16 protein-coding genes and 1 tRNA gene are annotated in these 24,402 nt (G+C 54.6%); 11 read left to right on the forward strand and 6 right to left on the reverse strand.

The genetic code is table 11. The annotated features are described in order from the left end of the window. The first annotated feature begins 249 nt into the window (after positions 1–249). The 7 genes from RBB81_RS15855 to RBB81_RS15885 all read left to right on the forward strand — a co-directional run bounded on the left by RBB81_RS15855 (position 250) and on the right by RBB81_RS15885 (position 8,865). Positions 250–1,314: a lipopolysaccharide biosynthesis protein gene (locus RBB81_RS15855; protein ID WP_353071322.1), complete on the forward strand. Its 1,065-nt coding sequence runs from the start codon at positions 250–252 to the stop codon at positions 1,312–1,314. A gap of 231 nt (positions 1,315–1,545) precedes the next feature. Beyond that, the gene (locus RBB81_RS15860) at positions 1,546–2,403 is read left to right on the forward strand and encodes a glycosyltransferase family 2 protein (RefSeq protein ID WP_353071323.1); all 858 of its coding nucleotides are present in this window, start codon (positions 1,546–1,548) and stop codon (positions 2,401–2,403) included. A gap of 9 nt (positions 2,404–2,412) precedes the next feature. After that, positions 2,413–3,582, forward strand: a complete 1,170-nt coding sequence (locus RBB81_RS15865; RefSeq protein ID WP_353071324.1) for a glycosyltransferase family 4 protein — start codon at positions 2,413–2,415, stop codon at positions 3,580–3,582. A gap of 413 nt (positions 3,583–3,995) precedes the next feature. Further along, on the forward strand, positions 3,996–4,679 hold the full coding sequence (locus tag RBB81_RS15870) for a response regulator (RefSeq protein WP_179583090.1): 684 nt from the start codon (positions 3,996–3,998) through the stop codon (positions 4,677–4,679). 46 nt (positions 4,680–4,725) lie between these two features. Continuing rightward, positions 4,726–6,528, forward strand: coding sequence for a sensor histidine kinase (locus RBB81_RS15875; RefSeq protein ID WP_353071325.1), 1,803 nt, complete (start codon positions 4,726–4,728; stop codon positions 6,526–6,528). 3 nt (positions 6,529–6,531) lie between these two features. After that, positions 6,532–8,112, forward strand: coding sequence for a hypothetical protein (locus RBB81_RS15880; protein WP_353071326.1), 1,581 nt, complete (start codon positions 6,532–6,534; stop codon positions 8,110–8,112). Between the two features lie 273 nt (positions 8,113–8,385). Next, positions 8,386–8,865 carry a cupredoxin domain-containing protein gene (locus tag RBB81_RS15885; RefSeq protein WP_353071327.1) on the forward strand — a complete coding sequence of 160 codons (480 nt, stop codon included), beginning with the start codon at positions 8,386–8,388 and terminating at the stop codon, positions 8,863–8,865. A gap of 538 nt (positions 8,866–9,403) precedes the next feature. On the opposite strand, the gene RBB81_RS15890 is transcribed toward RBB81_RS15885, so the two are convergent. Further along, positions 9,404–9,709 (reverse strand): hypothetical protein, encoded by a 306-nt coding sequence (locus tag RBB81_RS15890; RefSeq protein WP_183788220.1) that lies wholly within the window; start codon positions 9,707–9,709, stop codon positions 9,404–9,406. A gap of 256 nt (positions 9,710–9,965) precedes the next feature. Here RBB81_RS15890 and RBB81_RS15895 point away from each other — a divergent pair, with 256 nt between their 5' ends. Further along, positions 9,966–12,083 carry an alpha-amylase family glycosyl hydrolase gene (locus tag RBB81_RS15895; RefSeq protein WP_353071328.1) on the forward strand — a complete coding sequence of 706 codons (2,118 nt, stop codon included), beginning with the start codon at positions 9,966–9,968 and terminating at the stop codon, positions 12,081–12,083. Positions 12,084–12,540: 457 nt separating this feature from the next. On the opposite strand, the gene RBB81_RS15900 is transcribed toward RBB81_RS15895, so the two are convergent. Further along, the gene (locus tag RBB81_RS15900) at positions 12,541–13,317 is read right to left on the reverse strand and encodes a LytR/AlgR family response regulator transcription factor (RefSeq protein ID WP_353071329.1); all 777 of its coding nucleotides are present in this window, start codon (positions 13,315–13,317) and stop codon (positions 12,541–12,543) included. After that, the gene (locus RBB81_RS15905) at positions 13,314–14,450 is read right to left on the reverse strand and encodes a sensor histidine kinase (protein WP_353071330.1); all 1,137 of its coding nucleotides are present in this window, start codon (positions 14,448–14,450) and stop codon (positions 13,314–13,316) included. Before RBB81_RS15905 ends, RBB81_RS15900 begins: the two co-directional genes overlap by 4 nt. A 429-nt stretch (positions 14,451–14,879) precedes the next feature. On the opposite strand from RBB81_RS15905, the gene RBB81_RS15910 reads away from it, so the two are divergent. The 3 genes from RBB81_RS15910 to RBB81_RS15920 all read left to right on the forward strand — a co-directional run bounded on the left by RBB81_RS15910 (position 14,880) and on the right by RBB81_RS15920 (position 20,406). Continuing rightward, positions 14,880–16,025, forward strand: a complete 1,146-nt coding sequence (locus tag RBB81_RS15910; RefSeq protein WP_353071331.1) for an efflux RND transporter periplasmic adaptor subunit — start codon at positions 14,880–14,882, stop codon at positions 16,023–16,025. Positions 16,026–16,082: 57 nt separating this feature from the next. Further along, positions 16,083–19,178, forward strand: a complete 3,096-nt coding sequence (locus RBB81_RS15915) for an efflux RND transporter permease subunit (protein ID WP_353071332.1) — start codon at positions 16,083–16,085, stop codon at positions 19,176–19,178. A 481-nt stretch (positions 19,179–19,659) separates the two neighbouring features. Further along, positions 19,660–20,406: a hypothetical protein gene (locus RBB81_RS15920; RefSeq protein ID WP_353071333.1), complete on the forward strand. Its 747-nt coding sequence runs from the start codon at positions 19,660–19,662 to the stop codon at positions 20,404–20,406. A gap of 377 nt (positions 20,407–20,783) precedes the next feature. On the opposite strand, the gene RBB81_RS15925 is transcribed toward RBB81_RS15920, so the two are convergent. The 3 genes from RBB81_RS15925 to RBB81_RS15935 all read right to left on the reverse strand — a co-directional run bounded on the left by RBB81_RS15925 (position 20,784) and on the right by RBB81_RS15935 (position 24,347). Then, positions 20,784–20,871 (reverse strand) — tRNA-Ser (locus tag RBB81_RS15925). Positions 20,872–20,941: 70 nt separating this feature from the next. Further along, complete coding sequence (locus tag RBB81_RS15930; RefSeq protein ID WP_353071334.1) at positions 20,942–22,621, reverse strand: carboxypeptidase-like regulatory domain-containing protein; 1,680 nt, start codon at positions 22,619–22,621, stop codon at positions 20,942–20,944. A gap of 103 nt (positions 22,622–22,724) precedes the next feature. Next, positions 22,725–24,347 (reverse strand): carboxypeptidase-like regulatory domain-containing protein, encoded by a 1,623-nt coding sequence (locus RBB81_RS15935; protein ID WP_353071335.1) that lies wholly within the window; start codon positions 24,345–24,347, stop codon positions 22,725–22,727. Positions 24,348–24,402 lie beyond the last annotated feature (55 nt).

The following is a 24,402-nucleotide window of genomic DNA, read 5'->3' on the forward strand; positions in this document are numbered from 1 at the left end:
TTCACGGAGTCCAGACTCATCACTGTCGAGGTAGCAATGCAGGCAAGCTTATCAACGCCCACGTCTCAAGCGCCCTCTCCGAGCCGCAACAAGCAGCAATCGGATGGTGTCGAGAAAACCTGGGTGACAAACGCGTCACTGTTCTGGGATAACCGGCGTATTTTTCTCCGCACAGCTGGAGCCACCTTCGCAATTAGTATTTTAGTCGCGTTCTCACTGCCTAAGCAATACGAGTCCGGAGCACGAATCATGCCGCCAGAACAGGGCGGCAATGGTGCTGCCATGCTTGCTGCTTTAGTGGGTAAGAGCTCAGCTAGCAGTCTCTCAGGTTTAGCTGGCAGTCTCATTGGAGTAAAAAACAACAGCGCCCTGTTCGTTGCGTTGTTGCATAGCGGAACAGTATCCGGGCATCTTATCGATAAGTTTGACCTGCAACGGGTCTATCACAGACGTTATCGAGATAGTACTGCAAAGCGATTAGCACATCTGACCAAGATTACTGAAGATTCGAAAAGTGGCGTGATCACAATCGTTGTAACAGATGGTGACCGCGAGCGTGCGCGAGACCTGGCTAACGCTTATCTAGATGAACTGAATAGATTAGTCGCTCGAGTTAATACTTCCGCCGCTCGTCGCGAACGCGAATTTATTGAGCAGCGCCTGAATACTGTCCAAACTGAACTAGAGCGCGCACAGCTGGAACTGAGTGACTTCTCCAGGAAAAACACCACAATTGATCTGAAAGAACAGACCAGAGCCACCGTAGACGCTGGAGCCAAGCTCGAAGGGCAACTTATAGCTGGCGAAACGGAACTGAGCGCTCTGCGCCAGATTTATGGCGATCAAAATGTCCGGGTACGCGCGGCGGAGGCAAGAAATGCAATCCTGCAACACGAACTACAGCGCACCAATGGACGGAGCATTCAGGGAGTGGAAGAAGATAATCTTGATTCAACTCATCCATATCCAGCTCTACGAGAACTCCCTCGATTGGGTGTTCAGTGGGCCAATCTTTATAGGACTGTTCGCATTCATGAAACCGTCTTTGACCTACTTTCAGAAGAATATGAGACGGCTCGTATCGACGAAGCCAAATCCATTCCGACAGTCGGAATCATTGATTTTCCCGGTCTTCCCGAGCGAAAGTCTAGCCCGCATCGCTTCCTCATAGTCTTAAGCTCTACTGCACTCTCAATTGCCATGACAGCAATATACCTCTTGGTGACGCGATTTTGGCTCGAACTGGAGGAGTGTGATCCACGCCGAGTGCTGGTCGCTCGAATCAGAATGACGATGCACAACGGATGGGCTTGAGGATTGGTATGGGAACGTATCGACAGCACAGGCGCATAATTCTGCGTCTCCGAATGTCGTATTTGCGATCGGTGCGAGACGCAGGGCGACCGCTGGTTCACGGGCGGAGACTATCTGGTCGCTGCCAATCAGCTCTATCTCCGAGCACAAATTACACAACTAACATTAATGACGTCAAGTAAAGGATAATCCGCCACCATCGGAAACCATATCTTTCATAGTGACAAATCAATGAAAAGTTCCCTGTCAATCTCGGTTGTCACACCATCATTTAATCAAGTTAGCTTCATTCAAGAAGCTTTGGAAAGCGTACGTCTTCAAAATTATCCGGTCTGCGAACATCTAATAATCGATGGAATGTCGACTGACGGCACAATCGACTTATTGCGGAGTCTCCCGAGCGACAAGAATTGCACCAACATTACTTGGGTTGCCGAGCAAGATAGCGGACAGAGTGAAGCTCTAAACAAGGGGTTCCGCTGGGCTCAGGGCGACATCATTGGTTGGCTAAACTCCGATGACCGTTATCGACTCGGATGCTTTGAGCATGTAGTGAAGGTGTTTGAAGAGAACCCAGACGTTGATGTTTTGTATGGAGACTACCGCGTAGTAGATGAGTCGGGGCGGCTTATTCAAGTTCGTCCGGAGATCAAGTTCAGTAAGTTTGTGCTTTTTTACCATCGGGTGTTATATATCCCGACAACAGCTACGTTCTTTCGAAGACGAATTTTTGATGATGATAACTGGCTTGATGAGAATCTTCAATATGTCATGGACCTCGAGTTTTTTATACGCTTAACCTCGAATGGATATCGTTTTAGACATCTTTCAGAGATACTTGCAGATTTCAGGTTGCAGCCTGCCAGCAAGACGTGCCGCAATCCAGATAAACAACGTCGGGAGCACGAGCAGGTAATCTTCACATCTGTGCCATTGCTTCGAAGTATTGAACCAAAGTGTGTTAAGATCTGCGTTCTTTTGTTATTTCGACCATTAGCTGCTGTAAGACGATACGCAGAAAAACTACTCCGCGGTTCCTATCTGAGACAGTTGTGGTCGACCTACGTTAATGCCAATTCAGAAATGTAAAGCGAAGCTATGAATATATTGATTACTGCGGTTTCGTCATCTACTGGCCCATCAGGTATTTGTAGACACGCATACAGTCTCGCGTGCTGTGCGGCTAGCCGTAAAGAGATCTCTCAGGTCACCTTGGTTGTTGGAAAGTGGCAAGAATCGTACTTTAAACACTCTTTTCAAATGGAAGACATGAAACTGAGCGTCGTAGTTGTCGATATACACAATGACGCTTTTGCACGAAATCTTTGGTACCTATGTGAGCTGCCAAGACTTGCAAATGCCGTGGCTGCAGATATCATTCATCTTTCGTTTCCCGTTCCCATCCGACGTGCCACCCTAAATCGACCCGTGGTGGTTTCGTTACATGATCTTTACCCATATGATGAACCAGACAATTTTGGATTCCCGAAGGTTTATTTTAATAGAGTATTTCTTCAACAATGTCTGGGGGAGGTTGACTTAGTCACCTGCGTTTCTGAAACTACCCTGTCGCGACTGAATACAAGGTTCCCTGCGGTTGCGAAGAAAAAAGGAGTAGTCGTTTACAACTGTGTAAACATTAAATCCAGCAGACACAGCTATTCCGTCATCACAGACCGACCGTTTTTTCTGATGGTCGCCCAGCATCGCGCAAACAAGAATATTACAATGGCACTCCGGGTTTTTGGGGAACTCTTGAAAAGAGAAAGAATTGACAGGCGAACGCTGTTGCTTTTGTTAGGTAATCATGGCCCTGAGACTACTACGATCAAGTCCGTCATTGAGCGAGAAGCTCTGGGAGACAGCGTAAAATTAATAGATGGCGTAAGTGATGAGGAGTTGATATGGCTTTACAAGAGCTGTGACATATTATTAGCTCCTTCTTTTATGGAGGGGTTTGGTCTACCGATCGTCGAGGGACTGCTGTGCGGAAGTCGTGTCGTGTGCTCCGATATTCCTACGTTCCGTGAGGTAGGCGGTAAGGCGTGCTATTATTTCGATCTTTATTCCGACAAAGGATCGTCTGGGTTGGCAACGGCAATCTGTGATGCATTGACGAAGCCGAAGCGTAAAGCAGAAGATCTTGAGAGGTTTTCCTTAGAAGAAATCGCTCGAAACCTTATGACTGTTTATTTTGGACTCCAAGAAAACTCGATTGAGGAGACGAATAGAGGTGAAACCGTAGCGCTGCATCCCGCTGGTTCTTGATTCAACTCTCAGTTTCGGCTCTCATTTATGGTTAGCCGCCAATCTAGATGTGTCGGTTTTACAGGATTCTCGCTTGCCGCGTTTTGTTGTTCTGCGGCGAGAGTTCTGGTGATGGTGATCGTCAACATCATGCAGAACGTCTGCAACAGACAGTTTGGTCACGCGTGTTATTTTCGGGCTCCCGGCGTCCTATGCCACATAAAATAATCTGCCGGAGAAGGCAATATTTATGCGTTCCTCGTTTGGAAGTGAATCTGGGAGCTCTGAATGTCTCCAAGTTGTCAGAGCTTTGTCATTTGATTATACGAATCAAACACCTAGGTGTGTGATCGTCAGAGAAACTTGACGTCTCTCGATAGAATATAAGAATCAGGAATCGGTGGGCGACCGAGATTCCTCGAGGAGCGAAAACAGTGAGCTTGATCTTGGTAATCGAAGACGATCCTAGAATTCAAAAGGCGCTTCATCGGCAGTTCACCACCGAGGGTTACGACGTACATGTGACCGGCGACGGCGCGCAGGGTTTGGCGACCTGTAAAAGCTTAAGGCCTGCCGGTGTTGTACTCGATCTGATGCTGCCAAGCATGTCAGGCCTGGAGGTGTGCAAGGGGATCAAGAACTGGTCAGCTAGTACTCCAGTTGTGGTTCTCAGCGCAGTTTCTGAGGTCGCAGATAAAGTTTTGCTATTGGAGTTGGGCGCAGACGATTATGTCACAAAACCGTTTAGTCCGCGCGAGTTGATGGCGCGGGTGCAGGCTGCAATTCGACGAACCCGCAAGCCGGTAGCGAACACTCGCGTTAGCTTTGGAAACGTGACTGCAGATTTCTCTGGCATGGAAGTTTTTAAAGATGGTGCGACTGTAGTTCTCACCGCACACGAGATTAAGCTTCTCCAGTATTTTGTCGAACACGCGGAACGTGTAATTACTCGAGAAGAGTTGCTGAACGATGTCTGGAACTACACGTCATACCCGACGACGCGCACGGTGGACAACCACATCATGAAGTTACGGCAGAAGTTAGAAATGGATCCGGCAAAGCCTGTATACTTCCGCACTATCCATGGCATTGGCTACAAATTTGTACGCGGAAGCTGATATCCCCACCGATCATGGGAGACCGAAACTGATGGACAGGCTGCGGATGAGGACGACGCTGCTGATCCCTTTGCTCATTCTCTCGTTCGGTTGCACACTGCTGAGTCTTCTGGTGATCCGCACCATCGTTCAACAGCAGACTCGGACGGATCTCGCATCTGACCTCCAACACTCAGTCAAGACCTACCAGAACCTACAACGTCAGCAGCGTGAACTCTTAGCGCGAGAGTCTGCACTTCTAGCTGACCTGCCAAGTCTGAAGTCTCTAATGACCACCTACGATCCCATAACCATCGAGGATGGCGGAATTGAGTTCTGGCAGGTGAGTGGATGCGACTTCTTCGCGCTACTTGATCAAAACGGAAGACTCATCGTTTCCTACAATCGCGGCGCGGCGCTCGACCATTCAGGGGTAGCACACGGGCTCGAGATGGAACGCTACAAACCTGGAGAGCCAATCTTGCTTTCCCTAGACGACCGCATATACGAAATCTCGACACAGCCACTCTACTTTGGGCTAAAGGAGCACGGAACTCTCCTCGGATTTGTCGCTGTGGGATACCCCATCGATGAACATGTCGCCCGCGAGGTTAGCGAAGCAGCTGCGGCGCAGGTTGCCTTCTCCGTTCACGGTAGAGTTGTGGTCAGCACATTGAGTCCAGTGTTACAGCAGGAGCTCGTCGCTCGGGGCGGGGACCTGTTGGAGATGCCGACGCAGAACAAGAAAATTCAACTTGGGAAGATGGACTATCTCGCGGCATCTGAGCGACTCACCACCTCTGCCAGACAGGAGAGCGCAATGGAGATACCTCAGCTTGTTGTCTTGAAGTCATTCGAAGAAGCCACGCAGTTGGTGAATAGAGTGAACCGCTGGGTCCTTGCGCTTGCTCTTGTGGCTCTAGTTGTCGGATCGGGAATGTTGGTTTCCATCTCACGTACCCTCACCCGCCCTATAGAAACCCTTGTAGAGGGTACTCGGGCGCTAGCTCAAGGTAACTTTGACTATCAACTCAATGAGGACGGAGCAGCGGAGATAAGGGAGCTAAGCAGAGCCTTTGAGCGTATGCGGATTCAGCTGCGTCGCACCCAACATGACCTGCTCGACGCAGAGAGACTTGCAACAATCGGGCGAATGGCGAGTTCCATTTCCCATGATCTAAGGCATTATCTTTCGGCGATGTATGCCAATGCCGAATTTATGAGTGGCGTAAATATATCTCAGCCGGAGCGTGAAGAGTTAATGCTCGAAGTGCAAGCGGCCGTTCAAGGGATGACCGATCTTCTTGACTCGCTGCTCCTCTTCACTCAAACCGGCCGAGCACTCCATCCCGAGTTTGAATCAATCGCACTTATGATCCAGCGAGCGGTGAGCATGGTCCGTTCCCATCCTGCGGGTCGAGACGTCAAAATAACTCTCATCGGTCTATCTTCACTCGAAGCATGGATCGACGCCAAAAAACTGGGCCGCGCCGTTTACAATCTGCTCCTGAATGCCTGTCAAGCTGCAAAGCGTGGCCAAGGTCCTCCTACCGTTACTCTGACTCTCATCGAAAACGAGCGGTCGATTCAGATCAGAATTGTTGATAGTGGACCGGGTGTGCCGGCCGCTGTTCGCCAAAAAATATTCTTACCATTCGTAAGCGAGAGCAGGGAAAGCGGGACGGGGCTTGGCCTGACTCTTGCTCAACAAATTGCGCAAGAGCACGGCGGCGGGATTGAGCTCGAAGAAACCGCCGAAGGCGATACCGTGTTCACGATCAATCTACTAAGAGCGTCGTTACTCGCACTCGGTGCCGCGGTCGAAAAGAAGACTTCCCCCACATATATCCCCGTCCATGAAAAAGGTTGAGGAATGAGAGAGACCGGTTTCTGCTTTCTCGCTTGTCTGATACTAACCGGATTGCGCGCCTCGTTGTACGCGCAATCGACCGTTCCTGTTTCGGCTGCAGCATCGTCGTTGTCTTCGCCTGCTGATGCGCGCTCCGCCAAACTGGAACAGAGAATCGAGACGATATCGTCATCCCTTGATGAGGCCCATCAGCAACTCGAGCAGTCTCGGAAGGAGATTCTGCAACTACAGCGAGAGCTCTTACTCATTAAGGAACAGCTGGCAGCCACTCAGCCTGTCCATTCCGAACAATCCAGCGCCGATAATAGTAATGTCGACGTGGCAAAGACGACTGCTTCAGCGATCGAAGATCTGCAGGAAAGGCAACAGACTCTGGAGGAACAGGTCAAGCTCCATGAGCAGACCAAAATTGAGAGTGATTCGAAGTACCCGGTTCGCATCACTGGTCTGATCCTCTTCAACTCTTTCATCAACAAGGGTATCGTTGACAATATTGACCTTCCGGAAGTTGCTCTGAGCGCGAGTAACGATTCAGGCGATGGCAGTGGCGGCGCAGGTTTTCGTCAGACCATTCTCGGCTTACAGGGGTTCGGCCCCAGAATCGCCGGGGCAAAAACCTCCGCTGACGTCAATTTGGACTTCTTCGGCGGGCTCGCTTATGGCAGTTCTGCGACTTCGGCTGGTATCGTCCGCATGCGGACTGCTAGTATCAATCTGGATTGGGAGCATGATTCAATTCAGGCGGGAATGGTTGGGCCGTTGATCTCACCTCTATCGCCTACATCTTATGCGACGGTCGCCGAACCCAGTCTGTCCGGCGCAGGAAACTTGTGGACATGGTCGCCACAGCTACGCTATGCACACCAAACTCCCCTTCAGTCTGGTAGGCAGCTGCAGTTTGAATTTGGACTATGGGATCCGCAGACTGCGGGTTACAGTACAAATCTTCTCTTTCGCTCTCCCAGCCCAGGCGAATATTCCAAACAGCCAGCCTATGAGTCGCGGATATCCTATGGGACTGCGAAGGACTTCTACGGTAATTCTGCCAGCGAGCATCCTCTTCAGATCGGTCTAGGTGGATACTACAGCAGGCAGAGTTATCCCTACGGAGAGAGCTTGGATACCTGGGCGGTCACGGCGGACTGGCGCGTGCCCTTAAGTAATCACTTTGAAGTCAGCGGTGAAGGATATCGCGGCCGCGGGTTAGGCGGGTTGGGCGGCGGAGTCTATAAGGACATTGTCGTCGGCATCAATCCTGTTACCGGCCAAGATTCCTACCGCGGCTTGAACGCGATCGGCGGCTGGGCCCAATTCAAAACGCGCTATAACCGATCGATCGAGGTAAACACGAGTCTGGGTCTCGATGATGGCTTTGCGGGCGATTTTCACGCTCTCCAGTTTCCGGCGGCAGCAACTGCAGTGCAACTTCGCGCTCGCAACGAGATGTTTGTTGCCAACCTGATTTATAGACCAAAGACCTATATCATCCTCTCGCCGGAGTACCGAAGAATTTGGACCTGGCCCATCTATGGTTCTGGCTCCACAGCGGACATTTTTACGCTTTCAGCGGGATATCAGTTTTAGGAGAATTAGATAGTGCTGAGGCTGCCGAGGTCGATGACCCTACGATGCTGGTTCCTTCTGATGGGAATTGCGGCGCCGCAGCTATGTGCCCAGGGTGTCGAGGTCTCCGCGAAGGTGCTTCTGCGTGCGTCATCACCTTCGAATGATAGAAAAAACCATAACTCCCCCAGCGTTGAGAACGTAGTCTTATGGCTTTCACCCTTGAAGCCTGGAACAACGGTGCCTCCGTCACCGGCGCGTCAACCTCTATATCGTTTGGTCCAAAAAGATAAAATGTTCGCTCCACATCTGCTCGTTGTCCCTACTGGCACCTCCGTACAATTTCCTAATGAAGATCCCTTCTTTCACAATGTATTTTCGCTTTTTAACGGAAAACGTTTCGACCTTGGTTTGTATGAATCGGGTACAACCCGTTCTGTACGCTTCGACCGAGAAGGGGTCTCGTATATCTTCTGCAATATTCATCCCGAGATGGGAGCAGTTATCCTTGCGATAAGTACTCCCTACTATGGGGTCTCGGCAAAAAACGGAGTCGTCTCGATCCGCAACGTCCCACCCGGAGGCTATCGTCTAAGCGTATGGAGCGAAAACGGGGAGCCCGTGGATCAAACCGCGGGTGAGCAAGTCATCCAAGTTTTATCCGAACCGGTGAATCTCGGGAATATCACGCTGCAAACTACGGCCGATGCGCTAGCACGTCATGAAAACAAGTTTGGTCAGGACTATAAGCCAAGTCACGACCTCCACTATTAGTTTTTAAGCTGGCTGAGGTATAAGAGCATACTGAGGAGCGTCCGGTCTACGCGCACAATCTACTTCTACGGAAAAGGCCCAGGCTTTCGTATTTACATCCGGTGGATTCTTGGACAGATGGTTCGCACGCGCCGGCAGGTTAATCCGTCCTTCGATGATCCAGAGTCTTTTGTCTCTCCGCCCGACGCTCCCCTCAAGAACATCTCGATTCAACTCGAAGGCGACCGACTGAAACTGCACTGCACCATACACAAGGTCCTTTCCATGCCTATAGAACTGGTTGGCACCCTTACCCTACTTCAGACGGACGCGTGCAGTTTCACGTCACAAAACTAGACGTGCTGAAGATCCCGTTGAAAGAACTTCTTTGGGGATTTCATGTTGCACTATCCGAGTGGTCTCCTCCGCGGCAATGGACTGTGCATGCTCAGCCACGGCAGGGTCTCACGAGGAAGCCATGCCCAGGGGTACTGGGAACTCCGTATCAAATCCGTGGATAACATCGAAGCCAAACAAGATGGGTATGTGCAGGCGCTGCTCAGTCATCGCAGATCTTCTGCAGACGATTAATCTCTTTCGGGTCGGTTAGGAACAGAAACGATCCCACCTCGCCATGTCTAACGCGGTCTTCATAGCTCACTGGATCGGTCTTAACACCAGGGATTGGAAGTTTTATGTAGAAGGGCTGATTAAGCTGCCCTATCTTTTCTGCGGTTGTCATCTGTTTCAGTAAGGCATCTGCGCGATCCACATCGTCGGGCAATGTGGGAGTTTGGGTTTGCGCTACTCCACAAAGAAGCAGACCGGCGACGCTTAGGGAAAGACAGACTTCCAACCTGACCATGAAGACCTCTCGAAATTCTGTTGATCGGTGTCTGAATCAAGCCGCCCACAGCAACACAAAAATATAAACGCTTAGAAATAACAAACTGAACGGCACCAGTCGTAACAATCGCAAATGCGTCCAGACAGATGCAGAGAGGCTAGCACGTTTGCGCCAAATTGCTTTGTGCGGTCTCCATATGAAAGTAATGAGCTTCTGCTACTCTAACGTTTATCAAGACAGGGCCAGAAATTCTCAAGTTACCTTGGAGAGCGCCATGCCTTTCGATCTGATTTCACGCAAGTCTACTCATTTTGTCCTGTGGAGTCCCGGGACAGTGGCGAACGCTCCCGTCCTGATCATCGGCCAATTTCAGCAAGGCAATCCCCCTACCTTGGCGGTCGCAAACCGCTTTCCTATGACACCCGCAGCAGGGGTCACCGGTCTGTGGGAGATCGCCGCCACTTCTTGCGGGCTCGTGGATGGCTCTATCTACCACTACTGGTTTGCGGTGCAGAGCACCAACCCCAACCGTCCCGGCGGTCCCATCCCCTGCACTGACCCCACGGCTTGGACCGTTGACTGGCGGCTCCTTCCGCCGCCGCTCGCTTCCCCCTTCATCGACGAAGACCGGCAGCCTGCGGCGGTCGTGCTATTCCGCGACGGCCTCCTGCAGCCGAGCGATCCGGGCGGTGAGCAGTTGACCCTCTCCGATGATCCGCTCGCGAACACCCTCCCGCAGAACAATCAACTCGTTATCTACGAGTTGCCCACGGCATGGGCTCGCACCGCGACAGGGAGCGTTGGCATAGGCACGGGGAGCTTTCAGGACGTCCGTGCGCTCATTGAAGCGGGTGCAACGGGCAAGAACCTCAGCGATCTCGCCGTCACCGCGGCCGGTAACACTTATCTCACCGATCTGGGCATTAACGCGCTCGAACTCCTTCCTCCCGCCGACAGTTTCTTCAAGCGAGAGTGGGGCTACGATACGGCACATTATCTGGCGGCGGACTCCGAGCTTGGTCAGCCCGATGGCAACAGCTGGCCGACCACAAACAGAGACCTTTCTGACCTCGTCAAGGCATGTCATCAACAGCAAATCCGATTCTTCGTCGATATGGTGATGGCCTTCTCACGCAACGAGGCCTACCAGCACATCGCGTTCGATCAATTTTGTATCGACGACCCCGCACACAATCAAAGCGATCCCGACGCGCTCACATCCCGCTCGACGTCCGGAAATCCACAGATCAGAGACGGCTTTGGGAGCACACTCTTCCGCTACACTCGCCCACTCACCGCTTCCTTCTACGACCCCGAATCTGGTGTGGACCAGCCAGCATTGGTTCCTGCCCGCCAGCACATGTACACCCAACTCACCCGCTGGATGACTGACTTTCACGTCGACGGCATTCGCATCGACAGCGTGGAGAACGTAGCTAACTGGGACTTCGTTCAGGGCTTCAAAGACCGAGCCCGCGCACTCTTCGCCCAGCGCTGGGCTACGCAGCGTCTCGGCGCGGGTGCAGACTCTCACTTCCTCGTGGTCGGCGAAGAGCTCTCCGTGCCTCTCGCCCTGCTAACGCAGAATCGCCTCGATGGCCTCTGGAACGATCACTTCCGTGTATTGGTGCGGGCCGCAGTTCGTGGCGTGAATGCCGCCGCAGAGGGCGAGCCGACCTTCGAGTGGACGGTGCGCAAAGCTATCGATTGCAGAAACCTCGGGTTCACCGACGGCACGCAGGCTGTAAATTACATCACCTCGCACGACGTTGAGGGCCCGGGACGGGAACGCCTCTTTACCTCATTCGCCAAATTTGCCGGCTTCGCGCCTGCTGATGCGGTCCGTCGCATCAAACTCGCCTTTACCTGCCTGCTCACAGCGGTGGGCGTTCCAATGATTCTGGCAGGCGAAGAATTCGCCGACCTGCACACTCGCTTTGACGTGAACGGCAATGTCTCACAGGATGGAGGCAAACAGGTGGCTCCAGTGCACTTCGAGTTGCTGGACAACGTCAACGACCCAATTCAGCAGGCAGTCGTGTTATTGCGTCAGGACCTTCTGGCTTATGTCTCTCGCTTGGTGCATTTGCGCACTAGCAGTCTGGCGCTCAGCGTCAACGACACATCTTTTCTCCATGTAGACTTCAACGACGGCAAGCGCGTCGTGGTGTGGCAGCGGGGCCCCGGCTCAGACGGCTCCCTCGTCATTGTGCTTGCCAATTTCTCCGACTTCAACACTGATACTTCCATTGGCTCCTCAGCAGAATATGTTGTGCCCAATTGGCCAAGCGGGCAGTCGTGGCGCGAGATCACACAGGAGAGAAACGTTCCTGCTAATTTTGCCGGTCGCGAGCCAATCTTTGCCTGGGAAGCAAAGGTGTACGTTTCGTAGACACTGCGGGCTGTCTTCTATCGGAACATTGAGTGATTGGTAACCAGCGAACAGCCACCTTCTGTTTCTGGATTGCGTCCACGCTCTAAAACGCGGCCGCGAGCGAAGACGCCATAGCAGCAAGTAACAGAGAACCAAACTGAATGCTCGAAGCCGGCAACGGCTGCCGTTATAGACGGGAGAGGTGGGATCGAGCAAAGGCGTGAGCTGACTCTCAGCTTGAGACGGACAGCAAGACTTCACTCGAGATTCTAAGAGGAAATACCGATCAAAACGTGATAATGCTTTATTCACCTGTAGGCGTGTGGGTGGTCTGAGTTGCACGTTGTTGATTATGGATCTGACGGGAGACGGGGAATTCACGTTAGCAGGTAAATGCGCTTTTCTGTGCACTTTATGTTGTGAGCGGGAAAGGTTCGCCATTCAATCGGCAGGTGTGGACTCACTCGCATCTAATTCAAGATGACCTGTTGGCTGCTACTAAATTCAGCCATCCGCTCTTGCTCATCTTTAGTCTTTGTCCACGTGTTAGGGTCACCGATCCCTCGCTACGACCTTCTCGCGCCACCTCACGGACATAGTCCATGTTCACAATCGTCGAGCGATGAATCCGCACGAACCGATTGGGATCAAGTGTGTTGGCCAACTGCTTGACTGTCTCCCGCAACATGAAGCTCTTTGTCCCAACATGCAGGCAAGAGTAGTAGTCTGCGGCCTCGATCCACTCGATCTCTTGAATATTGACCACCATGTCTTTTGTGCCGTTCGGTACGAGCAGGCGCTTCGGATACTCCTTCCCGCCGACTCCGTGCATTCCCACTTCGGTGAGCACCTGTTTCAGACGCTCTTGGTTCAGTAATGCGGTGTTCGAAGCGACCCGCTCCTTGGCGCGGGCCAAGGTGGCTTTCAGCCGTTCAGGCTCTACAGGTTTGGTCAGGTAGTCGAGCGCATGCACCTCAAACGCTTGAAGCGCATGTTGGTTGTGGGCTGTCACAAAGACTGTCACCGGCATTTGGGTTGGACGCATCTGCTCGATCACTTCGAAGCCTCCCCTGCCTGGCATCTGAATATCGAGAAACAGAACATCGACCTGTTGTGCCTTCAGCGAAGCCAACACCTCGCTGCCGTTTCTGCACTCGCCAACCACTTCTATCTCGTCGTCTCCGGCGAGAAGAAAGCGCAGCCGTTCGCGGGCTAGTGGTTCGTCGTCGGCAATGAGTGCTCTGAGTGTCATCTTCGCTGGGGCTCGTACGGTATGGTGATCGCAACCTCAAAGCCGCCCTCGTCAAGCGGCTGCGCCCTCATCGCGAACTCATCGTTGTAGAAGTGCATAAGTCGCTCTCGCGTATTTTTTAACCCGATCCCGTGTCCGTCCTGCGCCGGTACGGCGGCTTCCGCTCCTGTATCCCGTACCTTCAGGTGCAGACTTGCTCCATCAAGCCTTGCAGAAGCCTCGACCTTTCCTTCGCTCACACAATGCGCTATCCCATGGCGTATCGCATTCTCGACGATGGGCTGTAAGAGAAAACACGGCACCATGCCATCCAGTGCTCCGGGGTCGACCTTGATTTGCACCTGCAGCCGGTCTGCAAATCGGATCTGCTCGATTGCGAGGTAGTTATCGATCATCTCCAATTCCTGCGAGAGGGGGACCTTCTCAGGTGTTGTCCGCTTCAACGTGCTCTTCAGGATCAGGTTTAAATGGGACAGCATCTCGACAGCCTCGCTCTGTCGTCCCAATTCCACCAGCGTCGTAATTGCGTTGAGAGTGTTGAAAAGAAAGTGAGGCTCCAGTTGCATCTGGAGCGCTCGCAGGTGGGCGGACGAGAGCTGTTTCTGGAGCTCCAGCGATCGCATAGCATCCTCCTGCGCGCGCAGCTTGTACTGAACGGTTCCAGCGATCCCAATAATGAATCCATAGATCAGAAGCTCGATGCCAAATCGATTTATGTTGAACAGAATCGCCCACATCTCGTGTTCCCCCACCGGACCCCACCCAAGCGGAAAGCCGACACTCCACAGCATCAGCAGATGAACGAGCGCGAGCACTGATCCAGCAACCGCGTGCAGAAGAATTGTCTTCACTGAAAGGCTAGACACAATCGGCAGACGCGGAGCCAGCTTCCAAAGAACACAGGCAATCGTGCCCCACCATCCCCACAGGACTGTGCCGTATATCAGTGAGGCCGGACGCATTATGGACCCGCACTCTCCTGCCGTAGCGAGCGCCAGTATCGCGGCGAGCGATAGGATCATCACGTAACCGTTGAGATGCCTGCTCACGGGCGTAGCAGCTTCGCCCGCTGTTTTCTCTTGAGAGATCGCTGGCGCATGTTGGTATTCCAAGGAGGTAGTGAAAGCGTTCATGGCGTCCTTTCTTTCTCCCTGCGACGGCTGCTTCTTTCTAGGAACAATCTACCTCGTTCCGTCATTCATTCACCAGAACATTCAAGAATCAGGATCCACCATCCGCCCGATACCACCAAGATGTTTGCAGCCAACCCCCATTTTTCTGCAGGCAAACGTGATCCATTCCACTCTCCGGCATCGCTAGTCCAGGCAGGGAACTCCCTCGAACCGATCTAACCGTGGCAAAGTTGACCATGGAGAGATCTCTTCCGCGGCAGATTCAGCATTTCTCCCTGCAGCTTTTGCGCTTTCGGCTGCATATCAGTTTTCCTGTGCAGGGGAAGGGGAGATTCTGGAGACTGAGGTACGACAGCCATGCAGGCAAATGGAACGCTCTCGCTTCTGTGCATTTTTTTCTGCATCCCTCTTGCGTCGTGTTCGCGTGTCGTGGCCCACGCCAATACAGCCGCCCCGGAGGGAGTCCCCATTCATGTCGCCCGCGTCTTGTCGCAGGATGTTCCACTTGAGATCGCGGCGGCAGGAAACGTTGAGGCCGGCGAACGGGTTGACGTCAAGCCGCGCATCGCAGGGCAGATCAGAAACGTTGAGTTCGCCGAAGGGCAAAACATTACCAAAGGCCAGCTTCTTTTCTCCATCGATCGCGACACGATGAGTCGCCAGCAGGCGCAACAGCAGGCCGAACTCGAACGCGATATCGCTATGGAGCAACAGGCCGTCGCGGTTGCGGCGCGAGATGCAGCTTCCCAGAAGCAGAGCCAGTCCGAGGCCGATGTTGCGGTCAAGTTGGGCGACCTCGGCGTGCTCTCGGGTCAGTCGGTGAAGCAGGCGATCACGGCGAGCGACACCACGCGTTCCAGCCTTCAGGCCGATCAGGCCGCCATCGCCGCCGCAGCCGGGGCGGTTCGGGCCGACCATGCGCGCCTGTCGCAGATAAAGTTACAACTCAACTTCGCTGATGTTGTCGCTCCCATCGCCGGGCGCGCTGGCGCCGCTATGGTCAAGGCCGGCAATGTGGTTCTTGAGAACGATACAACCCTCGTCACGCTTCTTCAGCTCGCTCCTATTCGCGTCGTGTTCGGGGTTCCTGAACAATCGCTCGCGGAAATACAGCGTCTCAGCGCCGCGGGCTCCCTAGAAGTGGAGGCTGGTACAGGTGACAACCGCCTTGTCGAGGGCCATCTCGATTTCATTGACAATACTGTCGATCCCACTACCGGCACCGTTCGCATGAAAGCAACGTTTTCCAATAGCGATCAGGCGCTCTGGCCGGGCCAGTTCGTCAACGTCCGCCTCCGTTTACGGGTGGATCCCCGCCAGGTCGTTGTTCCACAATCCGCCATTCAACAGGGACTCGAGGGAAAGTACGCGTGGCGGATCCAATCAGGCTTTGCAACGATGGTGCCGGTCACCGTGCTCCGTACCTATAGGCCCACAACCTCATCGCAGCCGGGCAGCGAAGTTGCAGTTCTTGGCAGCGGTCTTAGTCCCGGAGACGTCATCGTAACCGAAGGCCAACTGCGCCTCACTCCTGGTTCACGGGTTTCTCCTATCGATACGCCGTCTGGCCCGTAATTTCAGGTTCATCCGTCAAGAAGGGCGTACGCCACATCTACATGCGAGGTGTTCCTCTTGCGCTTTTCAGATTTCTTCATCCATCGCGCTACCACCACCACTCTCCTGATCTCTGCCATCGCAGGTTTCGGCTTGCTCAGCTATCTCTCGCTTCCGGTCAGTAACCTGCCCGAGGTCGAGTACCCGACGATCCAGGTATCAGCGGCACTGCCCGGCGCCAACCCGGATTCCATGGCCGCTACCGTCGCGACGCCGCTCGAGAGCGAGTTCTCGCGCATTCCCGGCATTGAGAATATGACCTCCAGCAGCTTGGTCGGCGAAACGAACATTACGCTTCAGTTCACCCTTAGCCGCAGTGCCGATGCGGCCGCGCAAGACGTTCAGGCCGCCATCTCCCGCGCCGCGGGCAGCCTCCCTGCGGGCATGCCGGAACCGCCCTCCTACTCCAAGGTCAACCCCGCGGATGATCCCATCATCTGGCTCGAAATGCACTCACAGACGATGTCGTTTGAGGATTTTTCGCGCTATGCCACACAGATCGTTTCTAAGCAGATCTCCATGGTGAACGGAGTTTCGCAGGTCGAAGTGTACGGACCCGAGCGCCCAGCGATCCGCGTCCAGGTCGATCCTGCACGTCTCGCGGCCTACAGCCTTGATCTCGAGCAAATCCGCACCGCGCTTACCAACAACAGTGCAAGTCTTCCCACAGGCACGCTCTACGGTAAAGCTAGGGACTACTCTCTGCAGGCGAACAGCCAACTCACCACGGCCGATCAATTCTCGGATCTGGTGGTCGCTTATCGTAATGAGCTTCCGCTGCGTCTCAGCCAGATTGCCCACGTCCTGAACAGCTCCAGCAATGACAAGCGCACCTTCTGGATCAACGGACAGCGCAGTGTGATCCTCGCTGTACGCAAACAACCCGGTGCGAACACAATCGAAGTCGCGGATCGGGTGAAGGCCGCGGTCCAGACTCTGCGCGACGTTTTACCTCCCGGTGTAGCGTTCGGCAAAGTCGCCGACAACGCCGACATCGTCCGCGGCTCCATCGCAGAGGTCAACCATACGCTCGTCCTCACCATCGTGCTCGTCGTGCTGGTCATCTTTGCCTTCCTTGGGACGCTCTCTTCGACGCTCATCGCCAGCGCCACCATTCCGGTCTCGATCTTCGGCTCCTTCATCGCCATGCATCTACTTGGCTATACCGTGGACATGTTCTCCATGATGGCCATCACGCTTTCGGTGGGCTTTGTCGTCGACGACGCCATCGTGATGCTCGAGAATATCGTCCGTCATCGTGAGATGGGTAAGTCTCGTCTGGATGCCGCGGTCAACGGCGCCGCTGAGGTAGGCTTCACGATCCTCTCGATGACTCTTTCGCTTGTCGCAGTCTTTCTTCCGATTCTCTTCCTCAACGGCGTACTCGGACGGCTTCTTCGTGAGTTCGCCGTCACCATCTCGGTCTCCATCCTGCTCTCTGGCTTCTCAGCGCTTACCCTCACCCCAATGCTCTGCAGCAGGTTTCTCAGCGAGCGCGTTCATGGTGACAACTGGTTCCTTCGCCGGACGGAGGGTATCCATGCCGCACTCAAGAGGGGCTATCAGCGTTCACTCGATTTTGTTCTGCGCCATCCACGAGCGACGATCGTCGCCAGCATCGTGATGACAGCAACCACCGTCGCGTTGTTCGCAATCGTGCCCAAAAGCTTTATGCCTGCTGTCGATACCGGTGGATTCTCCGGAAGCATGGAAGCCTCGCAAGACAGCTCCTTCGCCCAGATGATCTCCTACGGCGAACAGGTCAACAAAGCACTCGCTGCGGTTCCATGGATGGAAAGCAACTTATCGGGTGTTTTCTCACAGAATGGAGGCTGGCTCTGGGTCAATCTCCGTCAGGACCGCCGACGTCCAAACGTCAAGGTCATCATCGCCGACCTCCAGAAACAGCTCGACCGCATACCCGGGCTCAAGGTTTATCTCCGCCAGCCCGACTTCGTCGACCTCGGACAGACTGAATCCCGGTCCCAGTACTCGGCTGCACTTCGGAGCCCCGACGCTGACGAGCTTTACCGCTGGGCCCCTCGCCTCAAGAGCAAGCTGGACTCTCTTCCCGAACTTGCTAATGTTTCGACGGACCTGCAGATGAGCGCGCCGCGCGTCAACGTCGACATCCGCCGAGATCTTGCAATGTCTCTCAACGTCGACCCTGAGAAGATTGCCAACACCCTCTACGATGCCTTCGGAAACCGCCGCGCCAACACCATCACTGTCGCATCGCAGCAGTACGATGTCATCCTCGAGGTCGCCCAGCAGTATCAGCGAGACCCTGAGACGATTGGTAGTATCTATCTCGCATCCAATACGGGCAGCCTCGTTCCTCTCTCGGCCGTCACTACACTCAGCCAGACCGTCGCTCCGCTGACAGTCAATCATCTCGGGCAGTTTCCAGCCGTCACGTTTCACTTCGATCTCAAGCCCGGCATCTCGCTCGATAAGGCCACATTCGAGGTGCGTCGAGCTGCAACCGAACTTGGCATTCCCGCCAGTATGAACTTCACCTTTCAGGGGACCGCGGCACAGTTCCAGGGCTCCCTGAAAGGTCTTGGACTCCTGCTCATAATCGCGGTGATGGTCATCTATCTCGTCCTCGGTGTTCTCTATGAGAGTTTCATTCACCCCATCACGATCCTCTCTGGTCTTCCCGCCGCCGCTATTGGTGCGCTTCTCACGTTGCTGCTCGTCGGCCAGGATCTCAACCTCTACTCATTCCTCGGCATCATCCTCCTGATAGGCATTGTCAAAAAGAACGCAATCATGATTGTCGATTTCGCCATCGACGCCGAGCGCAATCTAGGTATGACGCCTGAGCAGGCCGTCTACCGAGGTTGTCTCCAGCGCTTCCGCCCCATCATGATGACGACCATGGCAGCGCTACTGGGCGCGGCTCCAATCGCATTGGGCCAAGGCATCGGGGGTGAAGCCCGCCGCCCGCTTGGAATTGCAGTATGCGGTGGTCTTCTGCTTTCACAGACCGTAACCCTATATGTGACACCAGTGATCTATCTCTTTCTGCACCGTCTCCAACGGGGGAGACTCCAGAAAATTACCGGCGGAGAAGCCGTTCCATCGACTGAATCTCTAAGCGTCAGTTGAAACTCCCTATCAGTTTCAGACACGGCTAAGATGGAACATGCAACCAAACCAACGTTTCCTTTCGGGTCTTCCAACTTAACTATCAGACGGAGGGGGTATTTCATTGGCGGTTCGAAGAAGCTGGAACCGTCGACGCGGACGTGGACAATGCACCCCTTAGACCGGATAGACTGTGACCGTATGTGACGCAGCAAATCTCAACTAACGATCCATCGCCGAGTCCCTCAGCGAGAACCGATTAGTACCGATATGTCAGCTTCTCGTCAGTGATCGATTAATGACGCGAAGCGCGTTTGTCGGGACATATCACACAAGGCGAATCGTTGTCCCTCCTGGGAGCAAAACCTGTCTCCCGCCCGTTGCCGATCCCACCGTCAGCTCACGGCTCCTTTGTCAACCCGTCTACACTACCAGTGGCGGCCAACCCCGCCGGACATCCTCCGGCCCGGCCCGCCCCGGAACACCCAAGGACCACCCACCCATGCCGCAGCCCCTACCCACCGGCGTTTCCACTCTTACCGCTCCCCACTTCTATATCACCGGCCGCCAGCCGCTCCGTCCCGGAGCCATTCTGCTCGCTACCGTAGCCGCCGTCGCGACGCTCTCTTCGGTCCTCTATGCTCTGGGTCACACCGAACATGAACATTTCATCTCCGGCAGCTCCAGCGCTGCCCGTTCCGCCGCCACCACATCCGGAGCCGCCTCGGCTGCCGACGAGAAAGACGATCCATCCCAGATCGACACCATCGTCCTCGGTGATCCTGCCGATGCTCCTGTGCCAGCCCGCCGGGGAGACCACGTCAGCAACGTTCACCCCACCATCCTCGTTCACCTACCCCGCTTTGGCGACCAGGTGGGTCTCATCCCCGACACCCCCGCTGGCCGCCTCCTCTACGGCTGGCTCGCCGCCTTCAACCAGGCTAGCTACCCCGCGCTTGGCGACGCTCTGCCCAATGTCGCGCTCGTCTCCGCGACCACTGCACAGATCGAGCTCCGGCAGCGAACCGGCGGCTTCAACCTCCTCTCTGCCAAGGAGGTCCAGCCCGGCGTCCTTGTCTTCCGACTCCGCGATCAGACCCCTTCGGCGATCGAGGCCCTCGGCACCCTCCAGGTGAGTCCGAACTCCGGCCCCGCCGCCATCGCGAGCTTCAGCCTCCGCGCCATTCCCTCACTCCGCCAGGACGCCACCGCGGGGACTGCCACACTCTCGGAAGCCTCACCGCGATGAGCCGACAATCGCCCGCGCAAGCCCGACCTCTAGACCTGCTACACGCGAACATCATGGTATCGGACGAAACCACCGAACCCTATGTGCGAACATCCTTTTGAGTGCGAAGCATCATAGGCCTGTTCGGCGGCCTTTGCGTTTGCGCCAAAAGGCGCAAACACTTCCTGCACGAGAAATGCCCGTGTCCATGCTTCCTTACGGTGATTTTCCGTTGTACCACTCGAGTGCCATCACTTTCGTTCTAGGAATCATCAGAGCGCCATCAGCGAGTCTGAGATTCCATGATACCTAGCGAGACTATCCTGGACTACATCGCGTTGATTGTGTTGGGTTTTGAGAGCCTTCAAGGCCATCTTGGACTGGATGAGATCAGTCTATGGCGGAGAGACAGGGATTCGAACCCTGGATACCTTGCGGTATACACGCTTTCCAAGCGTGCGCCTTCAGCCACTCGGCCATCTCTCCGCAGTATTGCGGGCCTTTTTGAATCTAACACAACTTGAAGGCTTCCGATGCCCGGCACTTCCACTTACCCTTATGGAGTCTGGGCAATTACGTTCTGTTTTACGGTTGCAGACGGCTTCAGCTCCATCGGCATGCCTTGCGTCAGATAGCGGCGCAGCGTAGATCGGTCTCCCCAGTTGATCTGCCACCCACGATCGATGGCTAACAAAATGTATTTGCCCGGGATTACGTTATCGATGTCGAAACTCCCATCTGTATTCGTCTGGTCCTGACGCAAAAAACCAATGGAGTCAGGCTCTTCAATCGTGATAGGAACCAGCAGGACCATTGCCCCCATCACAGGTTTTCCTTCAAGCGTCGCGATTCCGCTCAGGTTAGTACGGCCATTCGCAACATGCACCGTAAGTGTCGTCTCACCCGCAGGCACCGTCACATACCGTCCCGAGACGTCGGCTCCCTTGGTGGTTAATCCAATCAGGTAGACGTTCGGTCCTCCCTGCAAAACAACTTCGTAGCGCCCTGGAGGAACCTCAAGGGTGCGGTCTGTGGTTGGTTCTTTCGAGACGCGTCGGCCTGCAAACCGGCCTTCATTGCCCATGGAAGAGAACGTCCCACGCTGCGTATCAGTATCGATCAGGTTGACGCGAAGCCCACCGCCGCGTCGGTTGCCTGACTCTTCGGCAGTCCCACCAGTAAACCCATCGATGTGCATCGTAATTCTAGCGATATCGCTCGCCGGAGCACCCAGATCGAGTGTTCGAACAGAGTTGGCCTTCACGTCGACCATCGTGGAGCGCGCCTCCTCGCCTGGCATCAAAAGCCGCACCTGGTATAGCCCCGGCGTTAATCCGCTAACATCAAATTCTCCTTGTGGGTCGCGACGAGTCGTAACCGAAATTGCGCGTGGGCCGTTTGAACCCGGAGTAATCTCTTCCACCATCGGAAATGCTTGTCCTTGGCGACCGTTGACCGCCCCCGACCCAACAGTTCCTGTCGGTGGGATGATCTTCAGATGGATCGAGGGGATCGGAACCAGATGAAAGTCTGCCTGACGTGTATCACCGGCATGGAGAACAATCGTCTCAGAGGTCGAAACGTCGCTGCTTCCTGGAAACCAGGTTGGCGGATATGCGACGTCGAAAGACGGATCGAGCGGCGGCTCGTCATCAAGCGATGATCCACTTTGCTGCGTGGCCTCAGCGTACCAAGGATGAGCCCGAACCATCAGGCGATAGCTTCCCGGCGACAGATTCGCCAACTCATACATGCCACGATCATCGGTTTTAGCGTTCGCTCCCGCGCTTCCGTTAGCTGGCGGACCTCCTGGAATTGGCGGTGGCACCAGTGAAAGAGAAATCTGTGCATCTCTCACTGCCTCCCCGGCTTCATCCAGAACGAGGCCTTTGATGCTGGCCTCGGGACTGAGCGTGAAGCGTATATCGATCGTCGGCGAATCGGCTGTCAGTACAACCGACGATGAAAAAGCACCGTGTTCTTCATAAGACTGCGTAACGTAGCCGCGAGCACTCGCCATCAGGTTCCACGCTCCCGCCGAAGGTACCGGAATCGAGAAGCGACCATGGTCATCGGCCGCAAAACTGTCAGTCGAGGCAGGGAAGCGGCGATTCCCGAAGCTTCCATGCACCTCGAGCTTCGGTGTCAGCCTACAGTGAGGAACTGGGCTCTCATCAATACTGCTGACAACGATACCGGTGATCGCATAATGTGTAACGACTGTACTGTGCTTCATCTCCGGTTTCGTCTGCGCTCGAGTTTGTGCCCGTCCCATCTCTCCGCACAAAGCTCCGGCAAAGAGCAGCGACAGAGGCCCAACAAGACTCCATCTCATGGAATCACTCAGTCGCCGGCACGACATCAAGGTTCAACGTGGATTTATCGCCGGCATTGACCGTAACCGATTGCACGTGATCACCAAACGGCGTCAGGCTCTCGGGATCACGGTAGTCGGCCGAGTGCCGTCGCGGAAATGCAATAGCCTGATAACTTCCGGGCGGGAGATGAGAAAAACTGTAGCTGCCTGTCGAACTGCTGCGGGTACTGTACTCCACCTGTGCGCTTGGGCCTCTCGGAATCACACACACCCAACTAGCCACAGGGGCGCCGTCGAGGTGCACCGTTCCCTGCAAAGCCCCTGTCTGATTGCTGACTAGAACGCGTATCGGAGTGCCGGAGGCTCCCGGCGCTACGACCAGTTCCTGTTCCAGCAGATCAGAGTCGCCATAGCTGGCAGACTTGATATACCAGGCGCCGCTATTGCGCCCCGCCAACCGATAACTGCCTGGAGGAGCCGAGAAGAAGAAGGCCTGATTAGCCCGGGGAGACAACCCCAGACTCGCGTACCCGCCGTCCAGATCAGTCTGCCCGCTTTGCAGGCTGAGGCCTAGCTGCTGCAGTCCAGGCGGAGTTATGTCGGACGAAGAAGATTCATCGATCAACAGCTCCACCGGAATAGACGGCACAGGCGAGAACCGCAGAACCACCCCAGAGATATCGTGATCCGGAACCGTAACCGTTGTCTCCGCCATCTCGGCACTATCTATATCGGCCACCGTTCGGACCGTCAACGCATAGGTTCCCTGAGGAAGCTGTATCTTCCTCTCGCCGCCATTCTCCAGCATCGAGTTGACCTGCAACGCGTCTCCATCGCTGGCGCGGGCAGAGACCCTCATGAAACCTCGATCGGCCGAAGATTGCGAGATTCCGACGGTACGGATCGGACTGACTGTTGGCCTCAGCTCAAAAGTTTGTTCTTCTCCACTGTGAATCCGAACTAACGGTGAAGCGTTACTTGTGCTTCCACTCGGAACTGCAACTGGAAGCACAGCTTCGGCAATGGGCGTATTTAGTAGAGAGTAGTGCGTTTGCACTCGATATTCGCCTGCTGGAACAGGAATTCGGAAACGTCCATATGAGTCTGTTTGGCGCTGATCAACGGGAATCCAACGACGCCCCAAATCGTCGTACACACTTCTGATCGCATTCACCGAAATACCTGGAAGCGGGGTTCCATCGGGAGCCAGCACTACGCCGGTGAGCAGTGCTTCCGGAAAGATTCGAAGTTCAAGCGGTGCGGCTAGTTGGCTGGACTGGAGATAGAGATTACCGGCATCGCCATACTCCGCGCTGGCATAAAATCCGGGCTTGGTAACCAGAATGTTGACGCTGCTTTCTTTGTTCTGTTCGAACCGAAACCTGCCCTCGCTATCGGTTAGTACTGCCCGGTTGTTCAACCGAACCAGCGCTCTCCGAACCGGTTGGTCGGTGGCAGCATTTATCACCGTCCCGGAGACCAGGTCGGGAGCCCCTGAACTCGCAATCGACGTGCCTGCTCCTGCGGTGCCGCCAATCTGGGCGGGACAACGCATCTGCTGACCCAGCAGAGTACAAACCAGAATCACAAAAAAAGGTATCGAATCGTTGCGTCGAACGCTGCAGACGATTCGGTTTGTGTACACGAAGCGGCACCTCGCCAGAAATAAGACGTCTCAGATTCAGATTAGTGAGAACAGA

Origin of the sequence: Tunturibacter gelidoferens (assembly GCF_040358255.1) — a bacterium.
Taxonomy (GTDB): Bacteria; Acidobacteriota; Terriglobia; order Terriglobales; family Acidobacteriaceae; genus Edaphobacter; species Edaphobacter gelidiferens.